This is a genomic window from Streptomyces sp. NBC_00377 (genome assembly GCF_036075115.1).
Lineage (GTDB): Bacteria > Actinomycetota > Actinomycetes > Streptomycetales > Streptomycetaceae > Streptomyces.
Map to the genome: position 1 here is coordinate 1,352,198 of NZ_CP107958.1, position 15,141 is coordinate 1,367,338.

A 15,141-nucleotide genomic window follows, 5' to 3' on the forward strand; every position below is an offset into this window, starting at 1 on the left:
GGCCCGTGACCCGGGACCGGCTGCCGACTGCCGACTGCCGACTGCCGGCGGTCGAGCCCCTCCGGCGGGCTCATGCGGCCACCCGATGACCCGACCTGCGGCCCGGAATCACAGCACCCCTGGTTGACACCCCTGCGACACCTCCACCATGCTTGTACTAATTCATTAATGGAAATACGCTGGATCAGGGGAAGGCGATGTGATCGAGTACCGGATCGACCGCGGCAGCGGCGTACCGGCCTACGTGCAGATCGTCGAGCAGACCGAACGGGCGCTCCGGATGGGCACCCTGCGGGTCGGGGACAAGCTGCCCACGGCCAGGGAAGTGGTGGCGGCGACCGCCATCAACCCCAACACCGTCCTGCGGGCCTACCGCGACATGGAGCAGGCCGGTCTGGTCGAACTGCGCCGTGGCCTGGGGACCTTCGTCACGCGGTCACTCGCCCGGCCCGGCGCCGAGGACGACTCGCCGCTGCGCAGGGAGATCATCGACTGGGTGGCACGCGCACGGGCCGAGGGGCTGGAGCGGGCCGATCTCCTCGCCCTCGTCACAGCCACCCTGGACGCCTACGCCAATGAGCACGAGCACGAGCACGACAGCAGAGCCCCGGGCGACCGGGAACGAAAGGAGGACCCATGACCGGGCCTGACGCGCCGGCCGCGCTGAGCGCCACGGGACTCGGATTCAGGTACCGCAGACGGGGCGGCCCGGCGCTGCGGGACTGCGAGTTCACCGTACCCGCCGGCCGTGTCACCGCCCTCGTCGGACGCAACGGCGCCGGCAAGAGCACCCTGCTGCACCTGGCCGGCGGACTACTGCGGCCGCGCTCCGGCACACTGCGTGTGCAGGGCGTCGTACCCGGCACTGCCGAAGCCCGCGCCCGGGTCGCCCTGCTCACCCAGGACAAGCCGCTCTACCCGCGGTTCACCGTGGCGGACACCCTGCTGATGGGCGAGAGACTGAACTCCTCGTGGGACCGAACCACCGCCGAGCGGACCGTCCGCGAAGGCGGCATCCCACTCCACGCCCACGTCGGCGAGCTGTCCCCCGGACAGCGCACGCGCGTCGCACTCGCCCTGGCCCTGGGCAAGCGGCCCGAACTGCTGCTTCTGGACGAGCCGCTGGCCGACCTCGACCCCGTGGCACGAAGCGAGATCACGGCGGGGCTGATGGCCGAGGCCGCCGAACGCAGCATGAGCATCGTGCTGTCCTCGCACGTCCTGCCCGAACTCGAGGAGACCTGCGACCGGGTACTGGTCCTGCGGGACGGCCGCGTCGAACTGAGTGAGGACGCCGAGTCACTGCGCGACAGCCACACGATACTGACCGGCCCTGTCGACCAGGCCGACACCCTGGCCAGGGAGCACGCAGTCGTACAGCGCCGCACGGCAGGCAGACAGCTGACCGCCCTGATACGGCAGGGCGGACCACTGCGGGGCGACTGGCACGTCGAACGGCCCAGGCTGGAGGACATCCTGATCGGCTACCTCGAGGCCGGAGCCCCGGGGCACCCCGCTCGGGGCGAGCGGACGCAGGTGGCGGCGTGAAAGGCTCCCTCTGGCTCGCATGGCGCCAGCAGCGCGTGCTGGTCGGTATCGGCGCGGCCGCCCTGGTCGTGGCTGCGGCGATCGCCGCGTACTACCGGTCGGGCATGCTCGACGCCCTGCACAGCGGGCTGTTCGACGACTGCGGCACCGGGCCGCTGCACTGCAGCCGCTCCGACACCGGCCTGCCCCTGCTGCTGGACGTCGAGCCGCTGAAGTACCTCGGAGTGCTCAACATCGCCCTGCCCGTCGTCATCGGCGTCTTCTGGGGCGCTCCGCTGCTGGGCCGCGACCGGGAACTGGGCACCCACCGCATGGTCCTCGCCCAGAGCGTGAGCCGCGGTCAGTGGTTCGCCTCCCGGTCCGCCCTGGCCACGGCGACCACGATCGCCCTGTCCGGCCTGCTCGCGGGCGTGTTCAGCTGGTGGTGGCGACCGGCCGCCGACCGGAGCTACGGCCTCTTCTGGTACGACGTCACTGCCCTGAGCGGCTCGGGTCCCCGGGTCGTCGCGGCCGCCCTGTTCGGCCTGGCGAGCGGCACCCTGCTGGGCCTGCTGGCCCGCCGGGTCCTGGCGGCGATGGGTCTGACCCTGCTGGTGACGGGGCTGACGACGCTCCTGCTGGAGTGGGCGCACCGGACACGGCTGCTGGTCCCGCCGCACACCTACGTCAGCGCCGGCATCCTCCCCAAATCGCCGATGGGCGAGAAGTGGTCGACCGGCACCTACGGCCTGATCACCACTGGCGGCCGCCACGACGACGTCCTGAACTGCCCCTTCCCGTCAGGCGCGGAGCTCAGGGAGTGCATGGCGACGCACGGTTACGTCGCCCGCTTCTACGAGGCCAACCCGGCCGGTGACTACTGGACCTTCCAGTGGACCGACACCGCGATCCTCGGCGGCCTCGCCGTTGCGCTCACGGTCGTCACCGTGCTGCTCCTGCGCCGCCGCGTCTGACCGCGGCGACCGCGTCGAGGCCCGCCTTCTCCTTTTCCCGGCTCACTTCTCTCTTTCGTCCCCCACCGGGATCCCCTTTCGCACAGAGGTCGCTTCGCCATGCCCGCTGACGCCAGGTCGCCGAGGACGCTGCGCAACAACCGCGCCGCCCCCACCCACCAGATCGGTTACGCCCTCCGCCACCCCGGTCGCGTCACGCCGTACCTCCGACGGGGCGGCCGGGACGCCTGGCTGCGCCTGAAGCACGACGAATGCCTCGGGCACGAACACCAGGCTGGGAGAAGACTTCTGCTACCGCACCGAGACGCTTCTGAATCTGGCGCGCAGGCATGGCCTGCACGCCCGTCTCATGGAGGACTGGGAGAAGCGCCCGGACGGCCGGTCGAAGATACGGGTCAGCCGCTCCCCCCTGCCCACCGATCGAGACTGTCAGGTGCCTGACACGCAGAGCGGCGCAGGCGCGCCTGGCAGCAGCGATGACGGCGGCTGCCCATGACTCTCCGGGGACGCCCACCCCGCCCTCCTGGGGGAAGGCCGACCTCAGGGGTCAGGCGGGTGCCGCCCGACATGACCACTCCGCCGCTTCTGCGTCTTCCCGGTACATCCCTCTCTCCCTCTCACCCCCTCCTTGCCGGCCACTGAACCCACGGGCTGAGAGCAACCCGAGCGCCGTGCACGTCATCAGTAACCCCTGGCAGCAACAACCCGAACCCGGGAAAGGTCTCGTATGCCTCTGAATGCGCGAATACGGCGGTCTCGCATACTCGTCGCCGTCGCAACAGCCGTGGCCGCCGTCCTGGCCGTCGCGCTGACCCTGGCCCTGACGGTCACGACCTACGATCACACGTCGCCGCGTGCCGCCCGGGACAAGGCAACGGGGTCGGTGACCGGGAACGTCGACTGCCGTAAGGCGAAATGTGTGGCTCTCACGTTCGACGGCGGCCCCAGCCCGACGACGCCCGGACTGCTGGACATCCTGAAGCAGCACCATCTGCACGCCACGTTCTTCGTGCAGGGCAGGGGCCACATCGCGAAGTATCCCGAGATCCTGCGTCGCATTGCTGACGAGGGGCACGAAATCGGCAATCACACCTGGACTCACGAGAGGTTGACGGATCTCGACACGGACGACGCCCGGCAGGAGCTGGCCCGGACACAGGACGCCATCGAAAGGATCATCGGCTCGAGACCCACCCTGATGCGTCCACCGGAGGGTCGCACCGACGACGACGTGGCCGACGTCTGCCGGGACTTGGGGCTGGCGCAAGTGCTGTGGACTGTCACGGCCAAGGACTACGAGACAACCGACTCGGCCCTGATCACCAAGCGGGTGCTCGACCAGACTCGCCGTGACGGCATCATCCTGCTGCACGACCTGCACAAGGGCACCGTGCCCGCAGTCCCCGGAATCATCGAGGCTCTCGAGCAGCGCGGCTACAGCATCGTGACGGTCTCGCAGCTACTCGCGCCCGCCAAGCCGCAGCCGGGGATGGTCTACCGGTGACGAACCGGATCGCGACGGTGATGCAGTACTCCGGCGGTCCGCCCTCGCGGGCTGCGCCGCGGGTCCGTCCGCCGAGGTGACGGGACGGCTGCTCACGGCTAGTGGCGTGCACCGGCTTCGGCGGGGCGTCAGCGGCAGGGGCCGGCTGTGATGCCGCTGCGTCCAGGGTGGAAGATCCATGCCCGCCGACCGGGACGGTCGTCCTGCTGTAAGAGGTGGCTCCCCCAGCTCCTTGTCGAACACGGGATGTGAGCAGGTGGGGCTCGCGGGTAGGAGTGGTGCAGTCGTCCTCAGACCCCCTCCCGGCGGCGTTGTTCCGACGGAAGCGGTTCCCGGAGCGTGATAACGATGGATGTGTCGCACCACAGCCGTCCCGCACCGGCTGACGTGCACCGGCCGCAGGAGCCGGATGATCTCGCCGTCAGGATCACCGAACTTCAGCGGGACAACAGCCGGCTGCAAACGGCCATCACCTCACATGCCGCGATCGATCAGGCCGTCGGCGTGGTCATCGCCCTCGGCGGACTCTGCCCCCGGCAGGGCTTCGCGGTCCCCAAGGACGTCTCCCAGCACACCAACCTCAAGCTACGGACGATCGCCGAGCTCGTCGTCGAGTGGGTGAGCACCCAGCGGCTGCCCGACGATGTCCAGCACGCCCTCGACACCGCGCTGAGGAGGGCGCGGTCCGCCTGACCGGCGTCGGAGCAGCAGGTGGCCTGCGACGACACCCGTCGGCTGTGCGGTGCCGCCGACACGGCCCGAGGCGCCGCGCCGCCTGCCGGTGGGATGCGAGCAGGTGCGGCCCCGCCCTGCGTTGCCGGTTCGGGCGGCCGCGGGGAGGAGAAGGGGTGAGGACGGAGGCCGTCACACTCCCCGTCCTCACCTCTTCGACGTTACGACGCGCCGGTCGCTCCGGCAGGGTGAGGCGATCACGGCCTCGCCCGCCGGTCCCCCCTCACCTCGCTTCGACTTCGACGTCGCGAGGGAGGGCCGGACGGCCTGCCGGGCGTCTCCGTCGCAGGCCGTTCGACGCGGGGGCGGTGAGGGACGGCTGTAGGGGTAGTCGTGCAGGACGGGTACCGCGCCCGGACACACGCTTCCCGGCGGCAGCGTGGGGTTCTGGTCATGGTGGCGAGTCGGAGGTACGGCGCATGGACGGTAGTGGTGAGGGAGGACGGATGATGCTCGCCGAGCTGCTGGCCGCGAGTCACCTGATGCCGATCGAGTTGCTGCCTTCCAAAGCCACCGAGTGCGCGCGCGTCGCCGGCTTCCACGAGGTGCTGATCTACATGGCGGATCTCCAGCGCACGTCGCTGTGTCTGCTGACGGGCGAGGAGGCGGCGGACCGGGAGCACGCGGCGCAGTTGCCGATCGAGGGAACGGTCGCCGGGCGGGCCTACCAACACGGGGACATCCTGCCCGCCGCACCGGCCGATGCCGGCGTCTTCCAGTGGTGGGTGCCTCTGCTGGACGGCACCGAACGCATCGGCATGCTGCGCATCAGCGCCGACCGCGACGACGCTCACGTCCGCACCGACATGGAGGCGCTGGCCGCGCTCATCGCGTTGATCATCGTCAGCAAGCGAGGAACCAGCGATGCGCTGGCCAGGCTGGTACGCACACAGTCGCTGAGCCTGCCGGCCGAGATGCAGTGGAATCTGCTGCCGCCGCGGACGTACGCGGACGGCCGGGTGGCGATCTCCGCCTCGCTGGAGCCGGCCTACGACATCAGCGGCGACGTCTTCGAGTACGCCGTCGACGGACCCCTGGTCCATCTGTCGATCTTCGACGCGATGGGGCACGACACCGCCGCCGGCCTGTCCGGCGCCCTTGCGCTGGGCGCGTGCCGCAACGCCCGGCGTCAGGGCGCCGACCTCGTCACCAAGGCCGAAGTCGTGGAAGCCGCCCTGATCGAGCAGTACGGCCGCAAACGCTATGTCACCGGCATCCTGGCCACGCTGGACACCCGCACCGGCGTCCTTCAGTGGGTCAACCGCGGTCACCACACGCCGATCATCATCCGCGACAACCGCTGGAGCACGAACCTCGTCTGCCCACCGGGCCACCCCATGGGCACCGACCTCGGGCTCCCCAGCACCTTGTGCACCGAGCAGCTTCAGCCCGGCGACCGCATCGTCCTGTACACCGACGGCATCACCGAGGCCCGCCGCCCGGGCGGCCCCGAGTTCGGACTGAACCGCTTCACCGACTTCCTCATCCGCCACCACGCCGACGGCCTGCCCGTCCCCGAAACCCTGCGCCGCCTCATCCACGCCGTCCTCGACTACCACGACGGCCGGCTCCAGGACGACGCCACCGTCTTGCTGTGCGAATGGATCGGTCCGTATCTGGAACCGGTCCGCGAGGCCGCCGACCTGGCCGGTCTGTCCTCGAACGGGCCGAGGGACGACAGCGAGCACCACAGGAGCACCACGCCGTGAGCACTTACTCCGACCTGCGGATCGACGTGAGGGAAGAACCCGGTCGCGTCACCGTCGCCGATGTGAGCGGGCCTCTGGACCTGCACACGGCCCCCTTCCTCCATCAGCAGCTCACGCGCACCCTGGAGAGGAATCCGGCCTTGATCCTGAACCTGGCCGGGGTCAGTTTCTGCGACTCCTCCGGCCTCAACACGCTCATCCGGCTGCATCGCCGCGCCCAGGACGCCGGTGGTCGTCTCATGCTCGCCGCGCCGCCCGCGCACCTGAGCCGGATGCTCGTCCGGACCGGCCTCGACACCGTGCTGCACAGGTACGCGAGCGTTGGCGAAGCCCAGGCCCAGCGCCCCGCACGCTGACCGGGCAAGCCGCCCAGCGGAGCGCCGACCGCCTGGTCGGCATTGCCATGACGTGGTTCCACGCACGTCTGCCCCCGACCCCGACCCCGACCCCGGCCCCCGCCCGCCCGGCAGGGCCGCAGGGCCGCAGGGCCGCAGGGCCGCAGGGCCGCAGGGCCGCAGGCAGGGACCGCACGGTCCCGAGGGACCGCGCCGCGGAGCCCCCGTCCGCCGTCCCTCAGTACGTGTCGGCGTCGGGGATCACGTGCATCGCGGCCTCCTCGGCCGACGCCCCGGCACCGTCCAGACCCACGTCGGAAGCGACGAGGTCGGTCTCGGTGTTGGCATGGCTGCCCTCGTCGGGCGCGAGCAGCCGTCCGGCGCGCTCGTCCCCGACCTCGTGGTCGATGAGCTCACCGTCGGTGTCCCAGGTGTCCCCGATGCCGTCGCCCTCCGGGACACCGATGTCCGGCACCTCCTCGGAAAGACGCTCGTCCAGGCTCTCGCCCCGCCAGCGCTCCGACGCCGTGACGCCGGTGTGCTCCACGCCCCAGGGCCTCTCCGGGGGCGAGTAGCCCTCGTCCAGGGCCTCTTCGCCCGCCCGGTAGTCCAGGGTGTCCGACGCGTCCAGCAGCCCGGCGTCGTCCTGCACCTCGGAACCGTCCGGCTGGTAGACATCGTCACCCATTGCTTCGTCGGCCACTTGCGCTCCATCGTTGTTCCCGGGGGCCGGAGGGCGCGGGACAGCCGCCCCTCGCCAAGCCCGTCCGCTGCACCGCGCCATCCCGGCGAAGACCGTGACGGTGACGGGCCACCAGTGTCGCGCCCTGGCTCCCTCGCCACCCCCCGGACGCCGAAACCGTGCGCTCGTGAGCAAGAAGTGGGCGTGCGAAGGACGCGCCCGCCGGAATTGCCCCAGGTGCGCGACCACGGCTCGCCGCTGTGGCGCGACTCTCCGGGGGACATTCCGTAGGCGGCCCGGAAAGCACGCCTGAAGTGGGCGGCACCCGTGAGCGGCATGGACGACGGGCCGACCGCGGAGGGCCGTGCCCGCCGCCGGCCCGGGAGCGCCGGGCCCGGGAGCGGAGTCCGGTCGATCAGTTCGACGTCCGGTGGGTCGAGGCCGGGGTCGGGGCGGCCGGTTCCGCTCGCTGGAAGGTGCGGTACAGCAGCCACAGCGCCGGGACGAGCAGGACGGCTCCGCAGGCCAGGACGATCAGGCAGGCGGAAAGCACGGCGGGCTGCGAGGCCGCCTCGTCGACCGTGAGGCTGCCGACCAGCATCGCCGGGTACTGGGCCGCGCCCCAGGACCACAGGATCGCGGCCACGGCCAGTGCGGCCGCCGCACGGGCGGCGACGTGACGCCGGGTCAGCAGGAGGCCCAGTCCGACGACGCCGCTGACCGCGCTGAGCACCACCAGGGGGAGCGCCCGGTGGGTGAGCCCGTGGAACAGTTCGGGGGCGTCGGCGTGCAGCACCGCCGTACCGGCGAGGGCGACCGCGCCGCCGGCCAGCCCGCTGACCACGGCCCGCCGGGCGAACGCCCGCGCCAGCCCGGGAGCGTCCTCGCGGGCGGCGTCCGCGCACAGGTAGACGGCCGCCAGATGGGCACAGGCGAGGACCGCCAGCACGCCGCCGAGCACGGACGTGGGGTTGAGCCAGCTGGTGATCACGTCTCCCTGTGCCAGCCCGGCCGGCACCCGGCCGGAGGCCACCGCGCCGGCCACGGCTCCCAGGAAGAACGGGGTGACCAGCGAGGACACGGCGAAGAAGATGCCGAACAGCCGCTGCTGCCACAGCTCGGTACTGGCCTTGCGGAAGGCGAACGCGGACCCGCGGGCGATGATGCCCAGCGCCGCCAGGGTCAGCGGCAGGTAGAGGGTGGACATCACGGACGCGAAGACCGGCGAGAACCCGGCCCACAGCAGGACGATCACGAAGATGAGCCAGACGTGGTTCGCCTCCCAGATCGGCCCGATGCTGTGCTCGATGAGCCGCCGCTGCTCGCGGCCCTGCCGGGCGCCTCCGGCGAGCAGGTCCCACACGCCGGCGCCGAAGTCGGCGCCGCCGAACAGGGCGTAACACGTCAGTCCGACCCACATGACGGCGAGGGCGGTGTCGGCGAGCACGGGGCCTCCAGCGGTGGGTGGCGTTCGTCGCGGGACGGGAAGGGGGCGGACGGGTGGAGGAGGGAGACCCGCCGACGCGGACGGTCGGCGCCCGCCGCCCCCTCAGACGACGGGATAACTCTTCACGTCCGCCTCCTGCGGGGCGACCGGTACGGCCGTGCCCCGGGCCAGGCGGCGCAGCACGTAGACCGTCGCCACGGTCATGGCGGCGTACACCACCAGCAACAGCCACAGACCCACCATCAGTCCCGGCGCCGGATTGACGGCGTCCCGCACGCTCATCACCCCCCACACGATCCAGGGCTGCCGGCCGAGCTCGGTGACCGTCCAGCCGCTCTCCAGGGCCACGGCGGACGCCGGACCGGCGAGCGCGACCAGCGCGAGCAGCAGCCGGCTCCCCCGGCGGTCGAGCAGTTCCCCGCCCGTGTGCCGGGTGCGCCACCAGGCCAGCAGCAGCCACAGACCGAGCCCCAGCAGGAAGAAGCCGACGCCGACCATGAGGTCGAAGGCCCAGTGCACCCCGGTGACCGCCGGCCACTGGTCCCGGGGCACCTTGTCCAGCCCCTGAACGACCGTGTCCCTGCGGTAGCCGACCAGCAGGGAGAGTCCGTCGGGGATCTCCAGCCCGTACTTCAGCCCCTCGTCCCCGGCGACGCCGCCGAGGGTGAGGGGGACGTGGGAGCCGGTGCGGTACACGCCCTCGATGGCCGCCAGCTTGGCCGGCTGGTACTCGGACAGGAAGCGGGCGGCCCAGTCGCCCACCACGAGCTGGAACGGGGCGGCCAGCGCGCCCACGGTGAACGGGATGGCGAAGCCCGCCTTGTGGTAGGCGTCGCGGCGGCCCCGCAGCAGGGCGACCGCGTAGACGGAGGCCGTCAGGAAGGAGGACACCATGAACGCGGCCAGGATCATGTGCAGCGTCTGGGGCGGGCTCGCCGGGTTGAACATCGCCGCCCACGGGTCGACGTGGACGATCTTCCCGTCGCGCAGGGTGAAGCCGCGCGGCTGGTTCATCCAGGCGTTCGCGCAGACGACGAAGAACGCCGAGGCGGTGCCCGCGACCACGATGGGGAGGCCGGTGAGCAGGTGCATGCGCGGCGACAGCCGGTCCCAGGCGTACAGGTAGATGCCGAGGAAGATCGCCTCGATGAAGAAGGCGATGCCCTCCAGCGCGAAGGGCAGCCCGATGACCTGGCCGAACCGTCCCATGAGGCCGGGCCACAGCAGCCCCATCTCGAAGCTGAGGATGGTGCCCGACACGGCGCCCACGGCGAACAGCACGCCCATGGCCCTGGCCCAGCGCCGCGCCAGCAGTTTCAGGGCCGGACTGTCCCTGCGGATTCCCAGCCACTCCGCCAGGAGGGTGAGCGCGGGCAGTCCGACCCCGAGGCAGGCGACGATGATGTGCCAGGCCAGGGAGAAGCCCATCTGTGCCCGCGCGGCGGACAGGTCCCCTTCCGTGGCGGCCCCCGCGAGAACCAGGACGGGCCAGGAGCCGGCGGTCACCGCTGCGTCGTACACGAAGCACACTCCCGGGCGCTGGAGGACCACTACCCGTGACCCGCCCGCCCGTCCGTCGGTTCACGGCACGGGTCCACGACTTCTCAGGGGTAACCGGTGCCCGCCCCGCCGAACCGGCGCGCGGGGCACATCACCCGGACGCCCCGGTCCGGACGCCTCACAGTGCGCTCGCCTCCGTCATCCCCGGCTGGTCGAACTGCGTCCGGTGCAGTTCCGCGTACCGTCCGCCGGTCGCGAGGAGTTCGTCGTGCGTGCCGCGTTCCACGATCCGGCCGGACTCGACGACCAGGATCAGGTCGGCGGCGCGCACGGTCGACAGGCGGTGGGCGATGACGACCGCGGTACGGTCCGCGAGGGCCTCGGCGAGGGCTTCCTGGACGGCCGCCTCGGAGGTGTTGTCCAGGTGGGCGGTGGCCTCGTCCAGGATGACGACGCGCTGGCGGGCCAGCAGCAGCCGGGCGATGGTCATGCGCTGGCGTTCACCGCCGGAGAGACGGTAGCCGCGTTCCCCGACGACCGTGTCGAGGCCGTCGGGGAGGGAGCGGACGAGGTCGTCCAGGCGCGAGCGGCGCAGGGCGTCCCAGAGTTCGTCCTCGGTGGCCCCGGGCCTGGCGAGCAGCAGGTTCGCGCGGACGCTGTCGTGGAAGAGGTGGCCGTCCTGGGTGACCATGCCGAGGGTGGCCCGCAGGGAGCTCGCGCTCACGTCCCGGACGTCGACCCCGCCGATGCGGACGGCGCCCGCGTCGACGTCGTACAGACGCGGCAGGAGTTGGGCGACGGTCGACTTGCCGGCGCCGGAGGAGCCGACGAGGGCGACGGTCTGCCCGGGTTCGGCGCGGAAGGAGACACCGTGCAGGACCTCGGCGCCGCCGCGGGTGTCGAGGGAGGCGACCTCCTCCAGGGAGGCCAGGGAGACCTTGTCGGCGGACGGGTAGCCGAAGCGGACGTCGTCGAACTCGACGGAGACCGGGCCCGGGGGCACCTCGCGGGCGTCCGGTTTCTCCTCGATGAGCGGCTTCAGGTCGAGCACCTCGAAGACCCGCTCGAAGCTGACCAGGGCGCTCATCACCTCGACGCGGGCTCCGGCGAGGGAGGTGAGCGGGGCGTACAGACGGGTCAGGAGCAGGGCGAGGGCGACGACGGCGCCCGGTTCGAGGGTGCCTTCGAGGGCGAGACGGCCGCCGAGGCCGTAGACGAGGGCGAGGGCCAGGGCGGAGACGAGGGTCAGGGCGGTGATGAAGACGGACTGTGCGGTGGCCGTACGGACGCCGATGTCCCGGACGTGGGCGGCCCGGGCCGCGAACTCCGCCGACTCCTCCTCGGGCCGGCCGAACAGCTTGACCAGCGTGGCGCCGGGTGCGGAGAAGCGCTCGGTCATCCGGGTGCCCATGGCCGCGTTGAGCGCCGCCGCCTCACGCTGCATGCCGGCCATCCGTCTGCCCATGCGCCGGGCCGGGAGCACGAACACCGGCAGCAGGGCCAGCGCGAGCAGCGTGACCTGCCAGGACAGGGTGAGCATCACGGCGAGCGTGAGGACCAGGGTGACCAGGTTGGACACCACTCCGGAGAGGGTGTTGCTGAAGGCGCGCTGGGCGCCGATCACGTCGTTGTTGAGTCGGGAGACGAGCGCACCCGTACGGGTACGTGTGAAGAACGCGACCGGCATCCGCTGCACATGATCGAACACAGCCGTGCGCAGATCGAGGATGAGTCCCTCCCCCAGCGTCGCCGAGAGCCTCCTGCCCAGGATGCCGAACGCCGCCTCCAGCACCGCGATGCCCGCGATGAGCAGGGACAGCCGGACGACCATGCCCGAGTCGCCGTGCGACACGATCGCGTCGACGACCCTCCCCGCGAGGACCGGGGTGGCGACGGCCAGCAGCGCGGTCAGCACCCCCAACAGGACGAATTGCGTGATACGGCGGCGGTGCGGTCGTGCGAACGCGCCGATGCGGCGCAGTGTCACGGGGTCGAAGGGGCGGCGTTCCTGCTGGGCGTGCATGACGCTGTAAAGCTGCGTCCAGGCGGTGCTCTCCATGCTCATGGGAACGACCGTAGGACCTCAAGCAACCTTGAGGTCAAGATTTTCCCCACCTGTCGGGTGCAGACCTCCCCGCTGCCGAAGGATCAGACGAAGGACCCGATGACCGTACGTAATGTTCCGTCCCCGCTTCCGCAACCCGCAGTTGGCGTCCTGCGGAGAGCCTCTTCGAGTGTGACAGTGGTTCCTGTTCCCGTTCCCGTGCCGGTTCCCGTTGCCGTGCCCGTGCCGGTCCCCGCGGCCGTGGCTGTGCCTGTATCGGTGCCCGTTGCTCCGGGCAGGCCGGCCCGACGCGTGCCGGTGCGGCAGCTGCTCTGTCTGCTTCCGCTGCTGCTGGTCACCGTGGTCGCGGTGCGCCACCGGTCCGTGCTCGCCGAGGGCTTCGCGCAGTTGCGGAGCGCGCAGTGGCCGTGGCTGCTGGCCGCGGTCGGGGCCACCTGCCTGACCTGGGTCGCCGCGGCCGTCACCCGGCAGGGCGCGGTGGTGGAGCGCTTGCCCGCGGGGCGGCTGCTGGCCGCGCAGTTCGCGGCGGGCGCGGCGAACCACCTGCTGCCGACGGGACTCGGCGCGAGCGCGGTCAACCTGCGTTTCATGGCCGTGTGCGGGGTGCCGCTGGCCCGCTCCTCCGCGGCCCTCGCGCTGTACCTGCTGGCGGAGGGCGTGGCCCGGGTGGGTCTGCTGAGCGTGCTGCTGCTCGTCTTCCCCGACGCGCTGCGGCTCGGCTCCCTGCTGCCCGACGGGGCGCTCGGCCCGCTGCTGGGCGGCCTCGGGGCGGCCGTCCTCGTGGTGGCGGGCGCGCTCGCCCTCGTACGGAGGCTGCGGTCGGCGGTGTGCTCCTTCCTGCGCACCGCGCTCGGCGAGGCGCGCTCGGTGCACTCCTCGCCGGCCCGGGCGCTGGCCCTGTGGGGCGGCTCGCTGGCGTTCCCGCTGCTCCAGGCGACCGGTCTGGCCGCGGTGGGACTGGCGTTGGGGCTGCCGGTGCCGGTGGCGCACATGGTGGTCGCCTACCTGGCGGCCACGGCGGCCGTCGCGCTGGTCCCGACGCCGGGCGGGATCGGCTCGGTGGAGGCGGCGCTGATCGTGGCGCTGGTGGCGGCGGGCGGCCCGGTCGCGATCGCGACGGCCGTGGTGCTCGGTTACCGGATCATCACGGTGTGGCTGCCGCTGGTGCCGGGGGCGCTGACGCTGGGGGCACTGGTACGGATGAAGGTCATCTGAGGCACCTCACGGCCCTTGGCCCCGACCCCGGCCCCAGCCGCCGAGCCGGCGGTCCCTCGGTGGCCCGACGCCCCGGTCCGGGCCGGCGGTCCCACGGTCTCCCGATGCCCCGGTCCCTCCCTCCTGGGGGACATCCGGCACGGCCGAGCTGCGGGAGTCGGCCACCGTGGCCGGTCCTCGGGTGCGAACTCCCGTGCCGGATACGGCAGGATGGACGGTCGCGCCCGTCTCACGGACGAGGCGCGACCGCACACCCCGGAACGAACAGGTGACATCGTGACGAGACTTCGCATCCGGCCGTCGGCGGCCCCGTGTGCCGCGGACCGACTTCCCGGAGGTGACCGGTGAACCGCGCCCTGACCTTGGACGACGGAGTCATCGCCGGGATCGCCCTGGCCACCGGCCTGTTGGCCGCCTTCCTGTCGCGCACGCTGCTGCGCTGGCTGGCGAAGCACGCCAAGCGCACTAAGTGGAGCGGCGACGACGTCGTCGTGGACGCGCTGCGCACGGTGGTGCCGTGGACGATGATCGCCGGTGGTGCGGCGGCCGCCGCCGCGGTGCTGCCGCTGACCAAGACCGTGCAGCACACCGTCAACCAGTGCCTGACGGTCCTGCTGATCTTCGTGGTGACCGTGTCGGCGGCGCGGGTCGTCGCCGGGCTCGTGCAGTCGGTGACGTCGTCCCGTTCCGGTGTCGCCGGGTCGGCCACGATCTTCGTCAACATCACCCGGATCCTGGTCCTCGCCATCGGCTTCCTGGTGGTCCTACAGACGCTGGGCATCTCCATAGCGCCGCTGCTGACGGCCCTGGGCGTCGGCGGTCTGGCCGTGGCGCTGGCCCTCCAGGACACCCTCGCGAACCTCTTCGCGGGCATCCACATCCTCGCCTCCAAGACCGTTCAGCCCGGTGACTACATCAAGCTGAGCAGCGGCGAGGAGGGCTACGTCGAGGACATCAACTGGCGCCAGACGACCGTGCGCGCGCTCTCCAACAACCTCGTCGTCATCCCCAACGGTCAGCTCGCCAAGACCAACATGACCAACTACATGCGTCCCGAGCAGCAGTTGACCATCCTGGTGCAGGTGGGCGTGGCCTACGACAGCGATCTGGAGCATGTGGAGCGGGTGACCTCGGAGGTCATCGCCGAGGTCATGAAGGGCGTCGAGGGCGCCCTCCCGGACCATGAACCCGCCATCCGCTTCCACACGTTCGGCGACTCGCGGATCGGTTTCACGGTGATCCTGGGCGTCGGCGAGTTCAGCGACCAGTACCGGATCAAGCACGAGTTCATCAAGCGCCTGCACCGGCGCTACCGCGAGGAGGGCATCCGGATCCCGGCGCCCGCCCGCACCGTGGCCCTGCAATCGGGCACGGTCGTCATCCCGCAGCAGCGGACCGGCGACGGGGTCGTGCAGGGCGAGTTGTCCGCCCTGCACGACTGACGGCGGCCC

Annotated in this window: 12 protein-coding genes and 1 pseudogene; 9 read left to right on the forward strand and 4 right to left on the reverse strand. The window is 71.6% G+C overall.

The window, feature by feature from the left end; genetic code table 11:
• The first annotated feature begins 199 nt into the window (after positions 1-199).
• The 7 genes and pseudogenes from OHS71_RS05995 (at position 200) to OHS71_RS06030 (ending at position 6,802) form a co-directional block, all read left to right on the forward strand.
• Positions 200-640, forward strand: a complete 441-nt coding sequence (locus tag OHS71_RS05995) for a GntR family transcriptional regulator (RefSeq protein WP_328477541.1) — start codon at positions 200-202, stop codon at positions 638-640.
• Positions 637-1,137, forward strand: a pseudogene (locus OHS71_RS41290) (ATP-binding cassette domain-containing protein); the annotation flags it as partial. The gene OHS71_RS05995 and the pseudogene OHS71_RS41290, both read left to right, overlap by 4 nt.
• 407 nt (positions 1,138-1,544) lie before the next feature.
• Positions 1,545-2,501: a transporter gene (locus OHS71_RS06005; RefSeq protein WP_328477545.1), complete on the forward strand. Its 957-nt coding sequence runs from the start codon at positions 1,545-1,547 to the stop codon at positions 2,499-2,501.
• Between the two features lie 727 nt (positions 2,502-3,228).
• Positions 3,229-4,005 (forward strand): polysaccharide deacetylase family protein, encoded by a 777-nt coding sequence (locus OHS71_RS06015; protein ID WP_328477547.1) that lies wholly within the window; start codon positions 3,229-3,231, stop codon positions 4,003-4,005.
• A 348-nt stretch (positions 4,006-4,353) separates the two neighbouring features.
• Complete coding sequence (locus tag OHS71_RS06020; protein WP_328477549.1) at positions 4,354-4,698, forward strand: ANTAR domain-containing protein; 345 nt, start codon at positions 4,354-4,356, stop codon at positions 4,696-4,698.
• Between the two features lie 458 nt (positions 4,699-5,156).
• Positions 5,157-6,446: a PP2C family protein-serine/threonine phosphatase gene (locus OHS71_RS06025; RefSeq protein ID WP_328477551.1), complete on the forward strand. Its 1,290-nt coding sequence runs from the start codon at positions 5,157-5,159 to the stop codon at positions 6,444-6,446.
• A complete protein-coding gene (locus OHS71_RS06030; protein ID WP_328477553.1) occupies positions 6,443-6,802 on the forward strand; it encodes an STAS domain-containing protein in 360 nt (119 codons plus the stop codon). The genes OHS71_RS06025 and OHS71_RS06030 overlap by 4 nt, the downstream gene beginning before the upstream one ends.
• A 217-nt stretch (positions 6,803-7,019) precedes the next feature.
• Here OHS71_RS06030 and OHS71_RS06035 read toward each other — a convergent pair whose 3' ends face one another.
• From OHS71_RS06035 to OHS71_RS06050, 4 genes are all read right to left on the reverse strand, one after another.
• The gene (locus tag OHS71_RS06035) at positions 7,020-7,469 is read right to left on the reverse strand and encodes a DUF5709 domain-containing protein (protein ID WP_328484409.1); all 450 of its coding nucleotides are present in this window, start codon (positions 7,467-7,469) and stop codon (positions 7,020-7,022) included.
• A 409-nt stretch (positions 7,470-7,878) separates the two neighbouring features.
• Positions 7,879-8,910: a cytochrome d ubiquinol oxidase subunit II gene (locus OHS71_RS06040; RefSeq protein ID WP_328477555.1), complete on the reverse strand. Its 1,032-nt coding sequence runs from the start codon at positions 8,908-8,910 to the stop codon at positions 7,879-7,881.
• Positions 8,911-9,012: 102 nt separating this feature from the next.
• Positions 9,013-10,431 carry a cytochrome ubiquinol oxidase subunit I gene (locus tag OHS71_RS06045; protein ID WP_328477557.1) on the reverse strand — a complete coding sequence of 473 codons (1,419 nt, stop codon included), beginning with the start codon at positions 10,429-10,431 and terminating at the stop codon, positions 9,013-9,015.
• 157 nt (positions 10,432-10,588) lie between these two features.
• Positions 10,589-12,469, reverse strand: a complete 1,881-nt coding sequence (locus OHS71_RS06050) for an ABC transporter ATP-binding protein (RefSeq protein WP_328484410.1) — start codon at positions 12,467-12,469, stop codon at positions 10,589-10,591.
• Positions 12,470-12,574: 105 nt separating this feature from the next.
• Between OHS71_RS06050 and OHS71_RS06055 the strand changes: the two genes are divergently transcribed.
• Together OHS71_RS06055 and OHS71_RS06060 are read left to right on the forward strand one after the other, a co-directional pair.
• Positions 12,575-13,690 carry a lysylphosphatidylglycerol synthase transmembrane domain-containing protein gene (locus tag OHS71_RS06055; RefSeq protein WP_443046865.1) on the forward strand — a complete coding sequence of 372 codons (1,116 nt, stop codon included), beginning with the start codon at positions 12,575-12,577 and terminating at the stop codon, positions 13,688-13,690.
• Positions 13,691-14,034: 344 nt separating this feature from the next.
• Positions 14,035-15,132 (forward strand): mechanosensitive ion channel family protein, encoded by a 1,098-nt coding sequence (locus OHS71_RS06060; RefSeq protein ID WP_328477561.1) that lies wholly within the window; start codon positions 14,035-14,037, stop codon positions 15,130-15,132.
• Positions 15,133-15,141 lie beyond the last annotated feature (9 nt).